General features: G+C 67.3%; 15 protein-coding genes, 1 pseudogene and 2 riboswitches. Of the genes and pseudogenes, 7 read left to right on the forward strand and 9 right to left on the reverse strand.

From position 1 onward, the window contains the following. Positions 1–119 precede the first annotated feature (119 nt). From IEX71_RS20625 to IEX71_RS20645, 5 genes are all read right to left on the reverse strand, one after another. Positions 120–1,232, reverse strand: a complete 1,113-nt coding sequence (locus IEX71_RS20625) for an LLM class flavin-dependent oxidoreductase (protein ID WP_188838962.1) — start codon at positions 1,230–1,232, stop codon at positions 120–122. Next, entirely contained in the window at positions 1,229–1,963 is a 735-nt protein-coding gene (locus IEX71_RS20630) for a DUF1684 domain-containing protein (protein WP_229749918.1), read from the reverse strand. Before IEX71_RS20630 ends, IEX71_RS20625 begins: the two co-directional genes overlap by 4 nt. Before the next feature lie 132 nt (positions 1,964–2,095). Continuing rightward, complete coding sequence (locus tag IEX71_RS20635) at positions 2,096–3,070, reverse strand: transporter substrate-binding domain-containing protein (RefSeq protein WP_188838964.1); 975 nt, start codon at positions 3,068–3,070, stop codon at positions 2,096–2,098. Positions 3,071–3,087: 17 nt separating this feature from the next. Then, on the reverse strand, positions 3,088–3,867 hold the full coding sequence (locus IEX71_RS20640) for an amino acid ABC transporter ATP-binding protein (RefSeq protein ID WP_188838965.1): 780 nt from the start codon (positions 3,865–3,867) through the stop codon (positions 3,088–3,090). Beyond that, on the reverse strand, positions 3,864–4,850 hold the full coding sequence (locus tag IEX71_RS20645) for an amino acid ABC transporter permease (RefSeq protein WP_188838966.1): 987 nt from the start codon (positions 4,848–4,850) through the stop codon (positions 3,864–3,866). The genes IEX71_RS20640 and IEX71_RS20645 overlap by 4 nt, the downstream gene beginning before the upstream one ends. Before the next feature lie 96 nt (positions 4,851–4,946). Beyond that, positions 4,947–5,066, reverse strand: a riboswitch (SAM riboswitch). 142 nt (positions 5,067–5,208) lie between these two features. Here IEX71_RS20645 and IEX71_RS20650 point away from each other — a divergent pair. The 5 genes and pseudogenes from IEX71_RS20650 (at position 5,209) to IEX71_RS20670 (ending at position 10,115) form a co-directional block, all read left to right on the forward strand. Then, the gene (locus IEX71_RS20650) at positions 5,209–5,664 is read left to right on the forward strand and encodes an RrF2 family transcriptional regulator (protein WP_188838967.1); all 456 of its coding nucleotides are present in this window, start codon (positions 5,209–5,211) and stop codon (positions 5,662–5,664) included. Between the two features lie 96 nt (positions 5,665–5,760). Beyond that, positions 5,761–5,870: riboswitch (SAM riboswitch) on the forward strand. 71 nt (positions 5,871–5,941) lie between these two features. Continuing rightward, entirely contained in the window at positions 5,942–7,123 is a 1,182-nt protein-coding gene (locus IEX71_RS20655; protein WP_188838968.1) for an LLM class flavin-dependent oxidoreductase, read from the forward strand. Between the two features lie 191 nt (positions 7,124–7,314). After that, positions 7,315–8,523, forward strand: coding sequence for an NtaA/DmoA family FMN-dependent monooxygenase (locus IEX71_RS20660; RefSeq protein WP_308421001.1), 1,209 nt, complete (start codon positions 7,315–7,317; stop codon positions 8,521–8,523). After that, complete coding sequence (locus IEX71_RS20665) at positions 8,520–9,629, forward strand: LLM class flavin-dependent oxidoreductase (protein ID WP_188838969.1); 1,110 nt, start codon at positions 8,520–8,522, stop codon at positions 9,627–9,629. The genes IEX71_RS20660 and IEX71_RS20665 overlap by 4 nt, the downstream gene beginning before the upstream one ends. Continuing rightward, positions 9,626–10,115, forward strand: a pseudogene (locus tag IEX71_RS20670) (flavin reductase family protein). The gene IEX71_RS20665 and the pseudogene IEX71_RS20670 overlap by 4 nt, the downstream one beginning before the upstream one ends. Positions 10,116–10,147: 32 nt before the next feature. On the opposite strand, the gene IEX71_RS20675 reads toward IEX71_RS20670, so the two are convergent. Beyond that, a complete protein-coding gene (locus IEX71_RS20675; protein ID WP_188838970.1) occupies positions 10,148–10,747 on the reverse strand; it encodes a TetR/AcrR family transcriptional regulator in 600 nt (199 codons plus the stop codon). Between the two features lie 110 nt (positions 10,748–10,857). Between IEX71_RS20675 and IEX71_RS20680 the strand changes: the two genes are divergently transcribed. Beyond that, complete coding sequence (locus IEX71_RS20680) at positions 10,858–11,406, forward strand: NADPH-dependent FMN reductase (RefSeq protein WP_188838971.1); 549 nt, start codon at positions 10,858–10,860, stop codon at positions 11,404–11,406. A gap of 82 nt (positions 11,407–11,488) precedes the next feature. Here the strand turns inward: IEX71_RS20680 and glmM are convergent, their stop codons facing one another. The 3 genes from glmM to rplM form a co-directional block, all read right to left on the reverse strand. Then, positions 11,489–12,844: a phosphoglucosamine mutase gene (gene glmM, locus IEX71_RS20685; protein ID WP_188838972.1), complete on the reverse strand. Its 1,356-nt coding sequence runs from the start codon at positions 12,842–12,844 to the stop codon at positions 11,489–11,491. A 614-nt stretch (positions 12,845–13,458) separates the two neighbouring features. Then, the gene (gene rpsI / locus IEX71_RS20690) at positions 13,459–13,965 is read right to left on the reverse strand and encodes a 30S ribosomal protein S9 (RefSeq protein ID WP_188838973.1); all 507 of its coding nucleotides are present in this window, start codon (positions 13,963–13,965) and stop codon (positions 13,459–13,461) included. Between the two features lie 33 nt (positions 13,966–13,998). After that, complete coding sequence (rplM, locus tag IEX71_RS20695) at positions 13,999–14,448, reverse strand: 50S ribosomal protein L13 (RefSeq protein ID WP_188838974.1); 450 nt, start codon at positions 14,446–14,448, stop codon at positions 13,999–14,001. Between the two features lie 215 nt (positions 14,449–14,663). Between rplM and IEX71_RS20700 the strand changes: the two genes are divergently transcribed. Further along, positions 14,664–15,224 (forward strand): ArsR/SmtB family transcription factor, encoded by a 561-nt coding sequence (locus IEX71_RS20700; protein ID WP_188838975.1) that lies wholly within the window; start codon positions 14,664–14,666, stop codon positions 15,222–15,224. Positions 15,225–15,244 lie beyond the last annotated feature (20 nt).

The following is a 15,244-nucleotide window of genomic DNA, read 5'->3' on the forward strand; positions in this document are numbered from 1 at the left end:
ATCGCAAGGTGTTGGCACGGCGCACGTCGCCTGTGCAGGTGCCGCGGCCGCAGGCCTTCACAGTACGACGCTCGTCGGTGCATGCCCACGGCGAGGCCACCCGTCGGACGCGATGCCATTCACCCGGTCGCGAGGAAGGTCTCCCCGGACGAGGCCGCCCGAGCACGGCTGTCGTCATCGAGCGGACCCGGCCCCCAGACGGGCGGGTCGGGCAACTCCGAGCGCAGGGTCGGCAGCACGGCATCGGCGAAGAGCTCGAGGCTTCGGTGATGATCGCCCTCTGACACTCCCTGGGCATCGGCGCCCACATGGAGCACGGTGTGTCCGAATCTCTCGTGATAGCGACGGACCTTCTCCAACACCTGTGCCGGGCTGCCGATGAGTGCCGAACTGCGCTCGACGTAGTCGTCCAGTGTCGCGAAGACCGGCTCGACACCGAGACGTCGTTGCGCGGCGAGGTAGCCCGCGAAGGCCGGCTGGAACGCGGCGCGGGCCTCCTGCGAGGTCGCGGCCACCGACAGGCCGGCACTGCCCGCACCCACCGTCAGCGCCTTGGGGTCGTGACCGTAGTGGGTCCAGCGCTCGCGGTAGTGGTCGATCAGCGCTGCATACGGCTCGATCGGATTGGTGACGTTCGCGGAGAAGAGCGGTTCACCGAATCGCGCTGCCAGGTCGACGGATGCCTTGCTCGTGGCGCTCCCGTGCCACACCCGCACCGGCCGCTGATAAGGGCGCGGCCACACTTCCGCGTCGCGCAACGGCGGACGGAACCGGGTGTCCGCGGTGACCGTGTCCTGCCGCCAGAGCGCCCGGAACACCTCGTAGGACTCGGCATTGCGGTCCCATTGATCGTCTTCGGTGACGGCGAAGAGCTGACGCTGCGCACTGCCGTTGCCCTTTCCGACGATGAGCTCGAGCCTGCCCTCGGACAGGTGGTCGAGGGTCGCGTAGTCCTCGTAGGCGCGCACCGGGTCGAGCAGGCTGAGCGTGGTGACCGCGGTGAACAACCGGATCCGCCGGGTGCGCGCCGCCAAGTGCGACAGCACGACCGTCGGCGCCGAAGAGATGAAGGGCCGTTCGTGACGCTCCCCCACCCCGAACCCGTCGAGACCGATCTGCTCGACGAACTCAGCTGCTCGAACGACCTGCGCGAACCGCTCATGCGTCGAAACCTGCTCACCTGTCACCGGGTCCGGCGCGTGAACAATCAGTGAGATCGCAATCGCCTTCATCCCGCGATCCGCTCGACGATCTCCGCGTCGAGAGACGGGTCGAGCTCGCCTGCGGTCACTGCGATCGGGAGTCTGTTCTCGATCGGTGGCAGCGGGCACGTCGCGTAGGGCGTATGGGCGCACGGCAGATTGCTCGCGCGATTGAAGTCGAGGCGCACCTCACCGTCGGCGTCAGGAGCCGGCACCGACAACGACCGCACAGCGGGGTAGGTGGTCACGCCTGCCGTTTCGTCGGTGAACAGCACGAGCAGTTCCCCGTCGGTGTGACCTGGAAAAGCCACGAGCGACAACGTCTTTCCGGCGCGCGTGAAGGTGAGCTCACCCACGGCGTCATACACGTGCTCGAGTCCCTCGACCGCCGCGCCGACGGTGGTCGGCCGGGGTTTGATGAATGGCGCGAAGAGTGCGGGCACGACCCAGTCCGGATCCGCCGGGAAGGCAGTGCTGCCGCTGAATGCCGCACGCCGCGGATTTGCGGGATCACGAGGTCGGAGTATGTCGAAGCCGCCGCGCTTGGCGACCTCGATGTGAACGTCTCCGCTCTCCACGACGACGCCGGAGCGCTCGGCCAGAACGCCGAAATCGTGATGTCCGAAGATCGGGCGGCCCTCCAGCGTCACCGTCTCCGTCTCGTCCAGGTCGACGTGCACGCCGGCGGAGTCGGTGCGCCATACACCGGGGACACCGGCAAACGACGTTGGGTCAGCGGTGAGGAAGTGTAGACCGGTCACGGCGAGGAACCCGTGCGGCGCCGCCAGGGCTCGATCGTGCTCCAGCCGCCACTGTTGCCAATCACGGTGAAAGTCAACGGTTTCAGCATCTTCAGTGATCTGATCAATTGTCATGTCTCGGCCTTTCCGGGGTCAGAACGTAGCGGGCGGGTTGAGTTGCGATGTGCTGATGACCGACGATCCGACCTTCCACTTCGCGAAGATCTTGGCGTAGGTGCCGTCCTTGATCAGGTCGTTGACGGCCGCCTGGATCGCCGGGGCGATCGGCGACTTCTTCGCGGTCACCAGGCCCACCGGCGTCTGGGCGACCTGGCCGAGGAACTTTGTGCCCTTGATCTTCTGCACGACGACCTTCTGGCTCAGCGTCGGCCCGAAGAACGCATCGACCTTGCCGTTCTGCAGACCGAGATAGATCGGTGCGGTGTCAGAGAAGTACTGGACCTTGTAGGGCTTCTTCCCGGCCGCCGCGCACTTCGGTGCGGAGGTCGTCAACAACTTCTGGAAGGTCGTGCCGCTGGTCGTCGCGACATTCAGGCCGCACACGTCCAGCAGGCTCTTCACGTGCGAGACCTTGACGTCCTTGCTGCCGACGAAAGCTTGGCCGTCATTCAGGTATGTCGCGAAGTCGACGACCTTCTCCCGCTCCTTCGTGACGCCGAAATTTCCTTGTCCCACTTGGTATTTCCCACTCTGCACGCCAGGGATGATGGTCTGGAACGTGCCGTTCTCGACCTGCCACTTGATGCCGAGCTTCTTCGCGATCGCGGCGCGGATGTCGAGGTCGAGACCGACCTCCTTGCCGTCGACCACGCCGGCGTGCGGCAGCCCCGCCGTGCCGGTCACCTGGGTGGTCCCCAGGATGAGCATCCCGGACTTCACAACGCTCTTGGGCAACAACTTCCGGGCTGTCGGGTCCGCAGTGATCTTGCCGGTGAAGTCGGCCGGTGCCGCTGCGGCCGCCTTGCCGCCGCCAGCAGCTCCCCCGCCGGACGTCGAACCTCCCGACGACGAACCGCAGGCGGCGAGGGAGCCAGCCAGGGCGAGCGCGGTCGCAGCCGTGAGGGCTGTGCGCGGTCGGAGGCGGGAACGGGTGATTGCGGTGTTCATGATCTTCTCCAGATTCGCTAAAGGACTGCTGCCACAAAGGCACGGGCGCGTTCGTTGTCGGTGTTGTCGAGGACGTCCGCGGGTGCACCGCGGTCGACTATCTGACCGCCGTCGAGGAAGACGAGCTGGTCCGCCACCTCACGGGCGAAACCGATCTCATGTGTGACGATCGCCATCGTGATGCCGGTGGTCGCCAATTGTTTGATGACTGCGAGCACTTCACCGACGAGCTCCGGGTCGAGCGCACTCGTGGGCTCGTCGAAAAGGATCAGCCTGGGGTCCCGCGCCAACGCCCGCGCGATGGCGACCCGCTGCTGCTGCCCGCCGGACAGCTCGCTCGGATACGCACCCTCCCGACCAGCGAGTCCGACCCGCTTCAACAACTCGCCCGCTCGTGCCCTCGCGGCCGCGGCAGGAACGCCCGCGGCGAGCTGTCCCTCGGCGATGTTCTGCGCGGCGGTGCGGTGCCCGAAGAGGTTGAACTGCTGGAAGACCATCCCGATGGAGGCGCGTTGCCGCGCGATGTCTCGCGACGACCGCTCGCGCAGCCGCCCCTTCTCCGGCCGGTAACCGATCACCTCGCCACCGACTTCGACGTAACCGGAATCGGGGCGCTCCAGATGGTTGATGCAGCGCAACAGCGTCGACTTGCCGGATCCGGACGGTCCGATGATGGCCGTGACGCTGCCCGCCGGGATGTCCAGGTCGATGCCACTGAGAACCTCGCGGCCACCGAAAACCTTGTGCAGGTTGCGGATCCGGACCTCAGAACTCGCGACTGCGATCGTGTCGCTCATGCCGCACCACCCGCCTTCGCCACGCGGCGGTGCGGGAGCAGGCTGAGACTGTCCCGCCATACCGTCGGCAGTGATCTGGTCGGTCCGCGCCGCTTTCCCCGGGCGAAATGCCGCTCCAGCAGGAACTGCCCGATCGACAGGAGGGTGGTGAGCACGAGATACCAGATCGTCGCCACCAGCAGCAGCGGGATGATCTTGAAGTTGTCGTTGTAGATCAGCTCGCTGGCGCCGAGCAGATCCTGCACGGCGATGACGCTCACCAGCGAGGTGGCCTTGAGCATCCCGATGAGCATGTTGCCCGAAGCGGGAATGATCGAGGGCATCGCCTGCGGGAGCACCACCCGACGGAAGGTCCGCCACCGGGACAGGCCTATCGAGGAGGCCGCCTCGGTCTGGCCGTGGTCGACCGACAGCAGCCCACCACGGATGATCTCGGAGGCGAAGGCTGCGGCGTCGATCGTCAACGCCACGTATGCCGCGGCGAGCGCCGAGAAGAGATGGGCGGTCTGGAAGGACACGAACTCCGGCCCGAACGGTATGCCGAACGACAGTCGCGGATAGAGCGACGCGATCTCGAACCAGAAGAGCAGTTGCACCAGTGGCGGGACCGACCGCACGAGCCAGACGAAGCCGAAGGACGCGGTGCGGAGGATCGCGTTGTCGGACAGTCGCAGCGCCGCCAGCCCGATGCCGAGGACGTATCCGCTCACCATCACGGCTGCGGTCAGCCACAGGGTGAGCACCAGACCACGCAGGATCGCCGAGCTACCGAGGTAGTCACCGACGACACCCCACTCGAAGCGAGGGTTGGTGATCAGTGTGTTGACCAGCATGGCAGCCAGGACGAGTGCCAACGCGGCCGCCACCCACCGTGCAGGGCGCCGCCGGGTGACGAGTCGGGCGCCGACCAGGCCGTCGGTCGCGCTCTCCGACGGCTGCTCGTTCGGGGTTGCCGACACCCGGTCGGCGAGTACTTGGGACATCTGGAGAAATCCTCACGCTGCAATCGCTCTCGTGGATCACGTGATGGTCACCTGGACACCACCGGTCGCCTCTGGGACGAACGGAATGTGCCGGCACCGTCGCGCTTATGGGAGCCACGAAGCCCGTGGTCCCATCTGGTGGTCACCTGGAGCACCCCGCCGCGAAAGGAGGGTTGCCGGACAGCCAGCCAGGGCTTGACGCTGTCGCTCATCACCTGCCGAAAACATAACCGTCTGTTTTGACTTAGGCAAGTATTTCTAATGCTCTATCCATTTAGTGGGATATGGGCACCATCCCCACCCTCCGACAGACCGTTATCGTGAGAGCCCTCAGCCGACCGCCAGAGAGGTTCCTTCCGTGCAAATCACGGCACGCAGCGACTACGCGGTCCGTAGTGCCCTCGAGCTCGCTGCGGCATACCCGCATCTGTTGACGATCGATCGCATCGTCAGCGACCAGGACATGCCACGCAAATTCGTGGAAGCGATCCTCAGTCAGCTGCGACGCAGCGGACTGGTCCAGACCCAGCGGGGCTGCGCGGGTGGTTACGCACTGACCCGGGACCCCTCGAAGATCTTCGTGGGCGAGGTCATCCGTAGCGTGGACGGGCCACTCGCGGAAGTGCATGGCATCCGACCTCATGAGCTCGAATACGAAGGCGTGGCAACGCATCTGCCGGATCTCTGGGTTGCACTCCGCTCGAGCATGCGGACTGTGCTGGACACGGTGAGCCTTGCCCAACTGGTCGCGGGTCGACTGCCGGCGAGAGTCCGCAAGCTGAATGACGCCGACGACGCCTGGCTGCCACGTTGATCCACCGGCGAATCGGGCAGCACGACCCTCTTCGCAATCCCTACCTTTCCGCTATGCATTAGACAGATTGCGACGAGCGGGCTAGTCTCGCTCCCAGGTCACGAGAGGCAGCGTCAAGCCCTGGCTTGCTGTCCGGCAACCCTCCTCCGCGGTGGGGTGCTCCAGGTGATGACCCGGCGGCACCGCCGGTGCCGCAAGCGCGAATCCCGGTCTCCCCCACCGGATTTCCCGGTGCTGGCCTCTTCGCGACTCCGCATCTGAGACGAAGGTGATGCTGATGTCCACCGACTACCCCATTCATCTCGCAGTGGCCCTCGACGGTGCGGGATGGCATCCGGCCGCCTGGCGCCACGAGACGTTGCAGCCGGCCGAGCTGTTCAGCCCTCAGTTCTGGACGGAGCTGGTCCAGGAGGCCGAGCGCGGGCTGCTGGACCTCGTGACCCTCGAGGATCGGTTCGCAGCGAGCCGGCAGCAAGACGGCGACACCGTCGACATCGTGCACGGCACCCTCGATCCGGCATTGATCGCTGCGCGGATCGGTCCGGTCACACACCGGATCGGCCTCGTACCCACGGCGATCGCCCCACACACCGAGCCGTTCCACATCTCCAAGTCGATCGCGACCCTGGATCATGTGACCTCGGGCCGCGCAGGGCTGCGCGTCCGCACGAGCGCTGACCCACGCGAGTTCGCCAACATCGGCCGGAGACCGACACCCCGATTTCACGGGGCGGAAGCAGGCTCCGCTGACGCCGAGGAGGCGTTCGGTGAGGTCTCCGACTACATCGAGGTCGTCCGCCGTCTGTGGGACAGCTGGGAGGACGACGCAGAGATCCGAGACGTCGACACCGGACGATTCATCGACCGAGACCGGCTGCACTACATCGACTTCCAGAGTCCGAACTTCTCCGTCCGCGGGCCGTCCATCACACCGCGACCCCCACAAGGCCAGCCGGTCATTACGGTCCGTGCCCATGACGAGCGCGGTTACGCATTGATCGGTCGCGACGCCGACATCGGTCTGACGACACCCCGAGACGCCGCCGACGCCGCCCGCATCGCCACCGCGATACGCAAAGAGGCGGTCGCCGCAGACCGCGACCCCGGCGACATCCGAGTGCTCGCGGACCTCGTCGTCTTCTTGGACCGGACGTCCACGGCAGCACACGCCCGCAAGGATGACCTCGACGAACTCGCCGGTGGCGAATTCGCTAGTGATGCAGCAGTTTTCGTCGGCACTCCAGACGGTCTCACCGACCAACTCCTCGAGTGGTCAGCAGCCGGCGTCGACGGCTTCCGGCTGCGTCCCGCCTCGGCGCGCTACGACTTGGAGCGGATCACCCGCGATCTCGTGCCGAGACTGCAACAACGTGGGGCTTTCCGACCGCACTACACGACGACCACACTGCGCGAGCATTTCGGGCTCCCGCGCCCCGCCAGCCGCTACTCGGCCGCGTGAAAGGACGAACTCGATCATGAGCAACGTCAAGCAGATCCGACTCGGCGCCCACTTCCCGGGCGTCAACAACACCACCGTCTGGAGCGACCCCGCAGGAGGGAGCCACATCGAGTTCGAGTCATTCCGGCACTTCGCCCAGAACGCGGAGCGCGGCAAGTTCGACTTCCCTCTTCCTCGCCGAGGGCCTCCGCCTGCGCGAACAACACGGGCGGATCTACGACCTCGATGTCGTGGGACGCCCCGATACCTTCTCAGTGCTCGCTGCGCTTGCCGCGGTCACCGATCACCTCGGACTGGTCGGCACGATCAACTCCACCTTCAACGAGCCGTTCGACGTGGCAAGGGAATTCGCCACTCTCGATCACCTGTCGGATGGCCGGGCGGGGTGGAACGTCGTCACCTCCTGGGACGCCTTCACCGGGGAGAACTTCCGCCGTGGCGGCTATCTCGCGCAAGAGGATCGCTACACGCGTGCCCAGTCGTTCCTGAGCGCCGCCCGCGAGTTGTGGAACTCCTGGTCCGCCGGAGACCTCGGCACCGACAGCGGCACGGATCCCTTCGTGACCGATCCGGCCGCAGGGTCCTACGAATTCGCGGATCGGCACTTCGACATACGGGGCCGCTTCAGCGTCCCGCGCTCCCCACAGGGGAATCCCGTCGTCTTCCAGGCGGGGGACTCCGACGAGGGTCGTGAGTTCGCGGCAGCGAACGCCGACGCGATCTTCAGTCGACACAGCACGTATGACGCCGGAAGGGCGTTCTACACCGACGTGAAGCGCCGACTGGCACAGCACGGTCGCAGCCCTGAGGATCTGCTCATCCTCCCGGGCGCGACCTTCGTCGTCGGCGACACGGACCACGAGGCGCAGGAGCAGGCGCACGCCATACGGCGGCAGCAGGTGAGCGGGCAGACCGCCATCAACGTGCTCGAGCAGTTGTGGAACCGGGACCTCTCGTCGTACGACCCCGAGGGCCCTCTGCCCGAGGTCGACCCGGTGCCGGGACAGAACACCCTCGCCAAGGGACGCGCGAGTGTCCGTCGCCACGAAGATGTCGTCGCGACCGCCCGAGAGTGGCGCGAGCGCGCAGTCGCAGAGAAGCTCTCGATCCGTGAGCTGGTCATCGAGGTCACCGGGAGACAGAGCTTCGTCGGGTCACCCCTGACGATCGCGTCGCAGCTGAATCATTTCGTGCAGAACGACGCCTGCGACGGCTTCATCCTCGTGCCGCATCTGACGCCGACGGGGCTCGACCCCTTCGTGGACCGGGTGATCCCGCTGCTCCAGGAGCTCGGCGTCTACCGCACGTCGTACGAAGGGACGACGCTGCGGGAGAATCTCGGCCTGCCACCGCTCCGTGACGGCGTCGGCTCGGCGCGTGCCCACGGAGTTGCATCGTGACCGGCGTTCCACTGTCCGTCCTGGACCTGGTGCACGTGTCGTCGGGATCGAATCCGCGGGACGCGCTGCGCAACAGCGTGGACCTGGCGCGGCAGGCTGAGGAATTCGGTTACGCCCGTTACTGGTTCGCCGAACATCACCTGAACCCCGGCGTTGCAGGGGTGTCGCCCGCATTGACGATCGGCCTCGCCGCTGCGGCGACGAACGGCATCCGCGTCGGTGCCGCGGCAGTGCAGATGGGTCACCGCTCCGCACTGACGACGATCGAGGAGTTCGGGCTGTTGGATGCGGCACACCCGGGACGTATCGATCTGGGGCTGGGCCGATCGGGTGGGCGCCCACCGGTCACGCCTACACCGCGACGTTCGCAGACCGAGGTGTTGCCCGGTGGCCTGGTCGTGCCTCCTCCGTTCTCTTTCGAGCGTCTCGCAGCTTCGCCCCGCTTCGCCCTCCAACGGGACCTGCTGACCGGGCCCGACCACAAGCCGCAGCCGTATGGCGAGCAGGTGGCCGACCTGCTGGCCCTGCGCGACGGCACCTACCGCCACCCGAACGGCGAGGCCGCCACCGTCGCAGGAGAGGGGGCTCCGCTACAGGTCTGGGTCCATGGCAGCAGCGCCGGCGAGAGCGCACAGCTCGCGGGCCGTCATGGACTGCGTTTCGGCGCGAATTACCACGTGGCGCCGGCGAGCGTCATCGAGGCCGTTGCGGCATACCGGTCGCACTTCCGGCCCAGCGCTGAGCTGGAAAGCCCGCACGTCATCGTCTCCGCAGATGTCGTCGTCGCCGAAACAGCCGATGCGGCAAAGGAACTCGCGACCGGATATGCACCGTGGGTGCGCAGCATCCGGACGGGCGCGGGCGCCATACCGTTCCCGACCCCGGAAGAGGCACGAGCCCTGCCGCGGTCGGACGACGATCTCGCCCTGGTCGCCGATCGCCTCGCCACGCAGTTCGTCGGTACGCCAGGACAGGTCGCGGACCAGCTGCAGGTGCTGCAGGAAACGACCGGCGCCGACGAACTACTGGTCACCACGATCACCCACGACCACGACGACCGTGTCCGATCCTTCCAACTGCTCGCAAAGGAGTGGCAGCAGCGATGAGCGTCATCACGAATCCCTCCATCGACACCGGTCATCTGCGCCGGGTCTTCGGGGCGCACTCGACGGGCGTGACCGCGCTCGCCGCCGTGGTCGACGGCCATCCGCAAGAATGGTCGCCAGCCTTCACGTCGGGCTCCCTGCAGCCCGCACTCGTCTCGGTGTGCGTTGCACACACCTCCACGACCTGGCCCGCGTTGCGTGCCGCGTCGCACCTGGGCGTCAGCGTGCTGTCCGTGGCACAGCAACACGCCGGGCGCGTGCCCAGCGCGCGGCGTCGACCGGTTCGCCGACGTCGACTGGCGTGCGACCACCCGCCGAGCAGTGTTCCTGGACGGTGCGACCGCGTTGCTGGAAACGACCGTCCGGGATGTCGTCACGGCCGGCGATCACGACATCGTCGTGCTGGGCGTCCATGACCTCGACCTGGACGAATCCCGGCCGCCGTTGGTGTTCCACGGCAGTGCATTCCGTCGTTTGGCGTCATGATCCGTGCCGGTTCGTCCCGACGCCGGCTGCGCTCAGCGCACGAGCGAAACCGCCACGCGCTGCCAGCCGGCAACCACGTGCTCCAGGGTGACGTTGCGCGTCGAGAGGAGGTGATCGGTGACGTCGGGTTCCAGTGGTGCGAGCAGCATTTCGGCAAGGACGTCCACATTGTCGCGAACACCGCACTGCCGCAACAGCATTCGCACATGCGTTGCGGACAACTGACGCGCAGGGACGTCGAACCTGCCGCTCCCGTCCTGGGACCCGGCCTTCAACAGCGGTCCGTGCACGGCGTAGAGACGCAGGCGCCCCTCGCCATACGCCAGCAGCCTTTGCAGTGGCGGCGCATCAGGCCCGAGCGGTGGCGGGCCCGAGAGGAACTCCTGCTGGAAGGTCCGCTCGGCCTCGTCCGTCAGCGCCGCGAACAGGCCCGACCGGTTGCCGAAGGCCCGGAAGATCGTGCCCTTGCCGACTCCGGCCCGCGCCGCAAGATGGTCCATGGTCAGCGACTCGATGCCCTCACAGCGGATGACATCGCGCGCCGCAGCCAGGATGCGGTCGGAGTTGGCCGCTGCATCGCGGCGGACCCGTGGCGGCGCGGCCGCCATGGGTAGCTGTCGCGGTGTGGTCATGACCACATTCTCCCATCCGGACGACCTCGGGGTTGCACACCGGAAGAAAAACGGACTATGGTCCGTTTAGCTCCTCGGAATGTCCCCCACCGCTTTGAAAGGTACCTCCCATGACCACCAAGCTCGCAGTGCTAGTCGGCAGCCCCCGGTCCGCCTCCATCCATCGCCGGCTCGCCGACGTCGCTGCCGGTCTCGCGCCGGAGGGCACCGAGGTCGAGATCGTCGACTACCTCGACACCCTTCCCTTCTACAACGAGGACCAGGACATCGAGCCGGCACCGGAAGCCGTTCAGCGCCTCCGCACCCAGCTCGGTGAAGCCGACGCAGCGCTCCTGCTGTCACCTGCCAACAACGGCACACTCTCCGCGGTGCTCAAGAACGCCATCGACTGGGCGTCCCGCCCCTACGGCCAGTCGTCGCTGAGCGGCAAGCCGGTCGCCGTGTCCTCGGCCGCACACAACACCTCGACCGTGGTCGAACACACCCACCTCGCCGTCACCATCGCCGGCGGCCTGCCCCTGGCCGATGCGAGTGCGACGTTCGCACTGGCTGAGCTCGACGGCGTCGACCTCAGCACGCACCAGCCGGTCGGCACGGCCCTGCAGGCCACCGTCGACGCGCTGGTGCACGCAGCAGCCGCCGCCACCGCGGCCGCCTGAGCCGAAGCACTTTCTTCGTCATACGACGAAAGGGGTGTGCGGAGCGATCGCTCCGCACACCCCTTCGGTGTCTGTAGGCCGATCAGGCGGGCGCCAACGCCAGCTCACTGGCGACGACCGCGGCCAACTGCTGGGCGATCTGCTGGGCACGCTCGGGCGACGCGGCCTCGACCATCACACGCACGACCGGCTCGGTGCCGGACTTGCGCAACAGCACCCGACCCAGGCCGGCCAGGTCGCGCTGCGCCTGGGCGACGGCGGACTGCACCACCGGATGTCCGTCGACCGCGTGCTTGTCGACACCAGGGACGTTGACCAGGCACTGCGGCAGGCGCGTCATACAGGCGGCGAGGTCGGCGAGCGTGGTGCCGGTCGCAGCGACGCGCGCGGCGAGCATCAGCCCGGTGAGCACGCCGTCGCCCGTGGTGCCGTGCTCGAGCATGATGACGTGGCCGGACTGCTCGCCGCCGAGCGAGAACCCGCCGCGGCGCATCTCCGCCAGCACGTAGCGGTCGCCGACGTCGGTGCGCATCACGGTGATGCCCGCGCCGGTCATCGCCTGCATCAGGCCCTCGTTGCTCATCACGGTCGCGACCAGCGTGTCACCGGCGAGCGCGTGCCGTTCGTGCAGGTCGAGCGCCAGGATCGCCATGATCTGGTCACCGTCAACCTCGGCGCCGGTCGCGTCGACGGCCAGGCAGCGGTCGGCGTCCCCGTCGAAGGCGAGGCCGAGATCGGCGCCGACCTCCGGCACCATCCGGCGCAGGTGCTCCAGGTGGGTCGAGCCCACCCCGTCGTTGATGTTGAGGCCGTCCGGTGCGGCGCCGACGAGCGTGACCTGGGCGCCGGCGCGCTCGAACGCCTTGGGCGCGATCTCACTCGCCGCACCATGCGCGGTGTCGAGCACCACGTGCAGCCCGTCCAGGCGATGCGGTATGGCGCCCAGCAGGTGGGCGACATACTGCTCGGCGCCCTCGGGGAACGGCTTGACCCGGCCGACCTGATCGCCGACCGGTCGCTCCCAGTCACCACGCAGCCGCGCCTCGATGGCGTCCTCGGTCGCGTCCGGCAGCTTGTGCCCGCCGTGCGAGAAGAACTTGATGCCGTTGTCGGGCATCGGGTTGTGCGACGCGGACAACATCGCGCCGATATCGGCACCCGCTGCAGCCGTCAGGAAGGCAATCGCGGGAGTCGGCAGGACCCCGGCGTCGAAGACGTCGACGCCGGCCGATGCCAGGCCGGCGATGGTCGCCGCGGCCAGGAACTCACCCGACGCGCGCGGGTCGCGCCCGACGACGGCAGTGGGCCGGTGTCCGGCCAACTCGCCCTCCTCGGCCAATACCCGCACGGCTGCGACCGACAGGTCGAGCGCGAGCTCGGCCGTGATGTCCCGATTGGCCAAGCCGCGCACACCGTCGGTGCCGAACAAGCGCCCCATGGATCACCTCAAACTCTCGAAGATTCCGGTGCATCACGCGCCACCGGCGGCCGCAGAACAGCCCTCAGCAGGGTAAGCGACGGCGGGTCCCGTCGGTAAATCCGACGGGACCGAAGTGCGCCCCGTCACATCGTGTATGACGTATGACACGCCCCGAAGGTTGTATGGCGTATGTCGATCCCGTTCCAACGGACCGACCGTCGGCACTTCGGCACTCTTCCCGCGCCGGACACCGTCCCGACGGACCGACCGTCGGCACTTCGGCACTCTTCCCGCGCCGGACACCGTCCCGACGGACCGACCGTCCGCACTTCGGCACTCTTCCCGCGCCGGACGCCGTCCCAACGGACCGACCGTCGGCACTTCGGGACGTAAGGCGACAGCACAGGCCGACGCAACTGAAGGACCAGCCGACCTGCCATCCGGATGACGACCGACGCGTTGCGAGGAATGATGACGACCGACGTGTCGCGAGGAATGATGACGACCCACGCGTTGCGAGGAATGTTGCGAGGAATACGGATCAACGCCTACATCTGCACGACGGCAAGCACATGCAAGGGCCCCGGCGAACTGGTTCGCCGGGGCCCTTGCATGTGCTTCGAGGCGTCAGATCAGCGCTTGCTGTACTGCGGAGCCTTACGGGCCTTCTTGAGACCGGCCTTCTTGCGCTCCGGGACGCGAGCGTCACGGGACAGGAAGCCTGCCTTCTTCAGGGTCGGGCGGTTCAGCTCCTCGTCGACGCCGTTCAGCGAACGGGCGACACCGAGGCGGACGGCACCGGCCTGGCCGGAGGGGCCACCGCCGTGCACGCGCACGAGGACGTCATACGCACCATCGAGCTCGAGAACCTTCAGCGGCTCGTTGACGATCTGCTGGTGCACCTTGTTGGGGAAGTAGGCCTCGAGGGTGCGGCCGTTGATCTTCCACTCACCCGTGCCGGGCACGATGCGCACGCGGGCGATGGCCTGCTTGCGACGGCCGGTGGCGGCGCCAGGCGCGGAGGCGCTGGGGCGAGCCTTGGGCTCGTCACCGGCGACGTCCGTGGACGACTCCGAGGTGTAGTTGGTCAGCTGGGGCTCGTCGTCCTCCAGGACGTCGACCTGAGTCTGGTCGGTCATCTTGTCAATTCTCCTTGGAAGTCCGGCGGGCGCTTACTGCGCGACCTGGGTGATCTCGAACGGCTTGGGCTGCTGCGCGGCGTGCGGGTGCTCCGGGCCGGCGTAAACCTTCAGCTTGGCCAGCTGCTGGCGTCCGAGGGAGTTGTGCGGAATCATGCCGGTGATGGCCTTCTCGACCGCCTTGGCCGGGTTCTTGGCCATCAGCTCGGTGTAGGAGGTGGTCTTCAGTCCGCCCGGGAAACCGGAGTGGGTGTAGGCCTTCTTCTTCTGGAGCTTGGCGCCGGTGAGGGCGACCTTGTCGGCGTTGATGATGATGACGAAGTCACCGGTGTCGGCGTTCGGCGCGAAGGTCGGCTTGTGCTTCCCGCGCAGCAGGATCGCGGCCTGGGAGGCCAGGCGGCCGAGAACGACGTCGGAGGCGTCAATGACGTGCCACACGCGGTCCTGCTGGACCTGCGCCGGCTTGGGCGTGAAGGTACGCACGAGTCTGCCTTTTCTTGTTGATCGTGGACTCGGAGCGACCGGTGGTCGCCCTGTGTGTCAGTGGTTGCGCACGAAGCACAACAGTCGTCAATTCTACGGGCCGCCGACATACCGCCCAAATCGACCGGATCCGCCGTGCCACCAACGGTTTTCGGCTGTATGACGCCTGGCGGCCGATGGTTTACACCTTAAGTATGCACAACTATTGTGCATGTATGTCGCCGTCCCGATCCACCGGATCCGATCAACTGCGCGCCCTCGCACACCCGCTGCGGTCCCGGCTGCTGGCACAACTGCGGGTGCACGGTGGCGCCACCGCGACCGAACTCGCCGTGGCGCTCGGCACGCACACCGGCGCCACCAGCTACCACCTGCGCCGCCTGGCGGAGGCGGGACTGATCGAGGACACCGGCACCGGCACCGGCCGGCGCCGGGTATGGGCGGCCGCCGAGCCCGCCGGCCGCGCAGAGCCCGAGCCGATGGACGAGGACGACCTCGCGGCCGAGCAGTGGTTGCAGCGCGACTACGTCGAGCACTTCGCCGAGCGCGCCGGCGCCTGGATCGACGACAGCGCGAGCTGGCCGGACACCTGGCAGGAACATTGCGGGCTCGCCGACCATGCCGTGCTCGTGACCACCGAGCAACTGACGGCTCTCGCGGCGGAGATGGCCGAAGTCATGGAGCGTTACCGCCGGGCCGGCGCGGGCTCCCCCGGGGCGCGGCGCGTGGCGGCATACACCGCGTTGTTGCCGGTGGATCCGCCACCGGCCGGCTGACGCTGTCACAGATCGGGCGC

It is taken from the genome of Flexivirga endophytica (assembly GCF_014640635.1).
Lineage (GTDB): Bacteria > Actinomycetota > Actinomycetes > Actinomycetales > Dermatophilaceae > Flexivirga > Flexivirga endophytica.

Coding starts and splice junctions, on each gene's coding strand:
- IEX71_RS20625 (WP_188838962.1), bottom strand. CDS start 1,232: ATGAAGGCGATTGCGATCTCACTGATTGTTCACGCGCCGGACCCGGTG.
- IEX71_RS20635 (WP_188838964.1), bottom strand. CDS start 3,070: ATGAACACCGCAATCACCCGTTCCCGCCTCCGACCGCGCACAGCCCTC.
- IEX71_RS20640 (WP_188838965.1), bottom strand. CDS start 3,867: ATGAGCGACACGATCGCAGTCGCGAGTTCTGAGGTCCGGATCCGCAAC.
- IEX71_RS20645 (WP_188838966.1), bottom strand. CDS start 4,850: ATGTCCCAAGTACTCGCCGACCGGGTGTCGGCAACCCCGAACGAGCAG.
- IEX71_RS20655 (WP_188838968.1), top strand. CDS start 5,942: ATGTCCACCGACTACCCCATTCATCTCGCAGTGGCCCTCGACGGTGCG.
- IEX71_RS20675 (WP_188838970.1), bottom strand. CDS start 10,747: ATGACCACACCGCGACAGCTACCCATGGCGGCCGCGCCGCCACGGGTC.
- IEX71_RS20680 (WP_188838971.1), top strand. CDS start 10,858: ATGACCACCAAGCTCGCAGTGCTAGTCGGCAGCCCCCGGTCCGCCTCC.
- glmM (WP_188838972.1), bottom strand. CDS start 12,844: ATGGGGCGCTTGTTCGGCACCGACGGTGTGCGCGGCTTGGCCAATCGG.
- rpsI (WP_188838973.1), bottom strand. CDS start 13,965: ATGACCGACCAGACTCAGGTCGACGTCCTGGAGGACGACGAGCCCCAG.
- IEX71_RS20700 (WP_188838975.1), top strand. CDS start 14,664: ATGTCGCCGTCCCGATCCACCGGATCCGATCAACTGCGCGCCCTCGCA.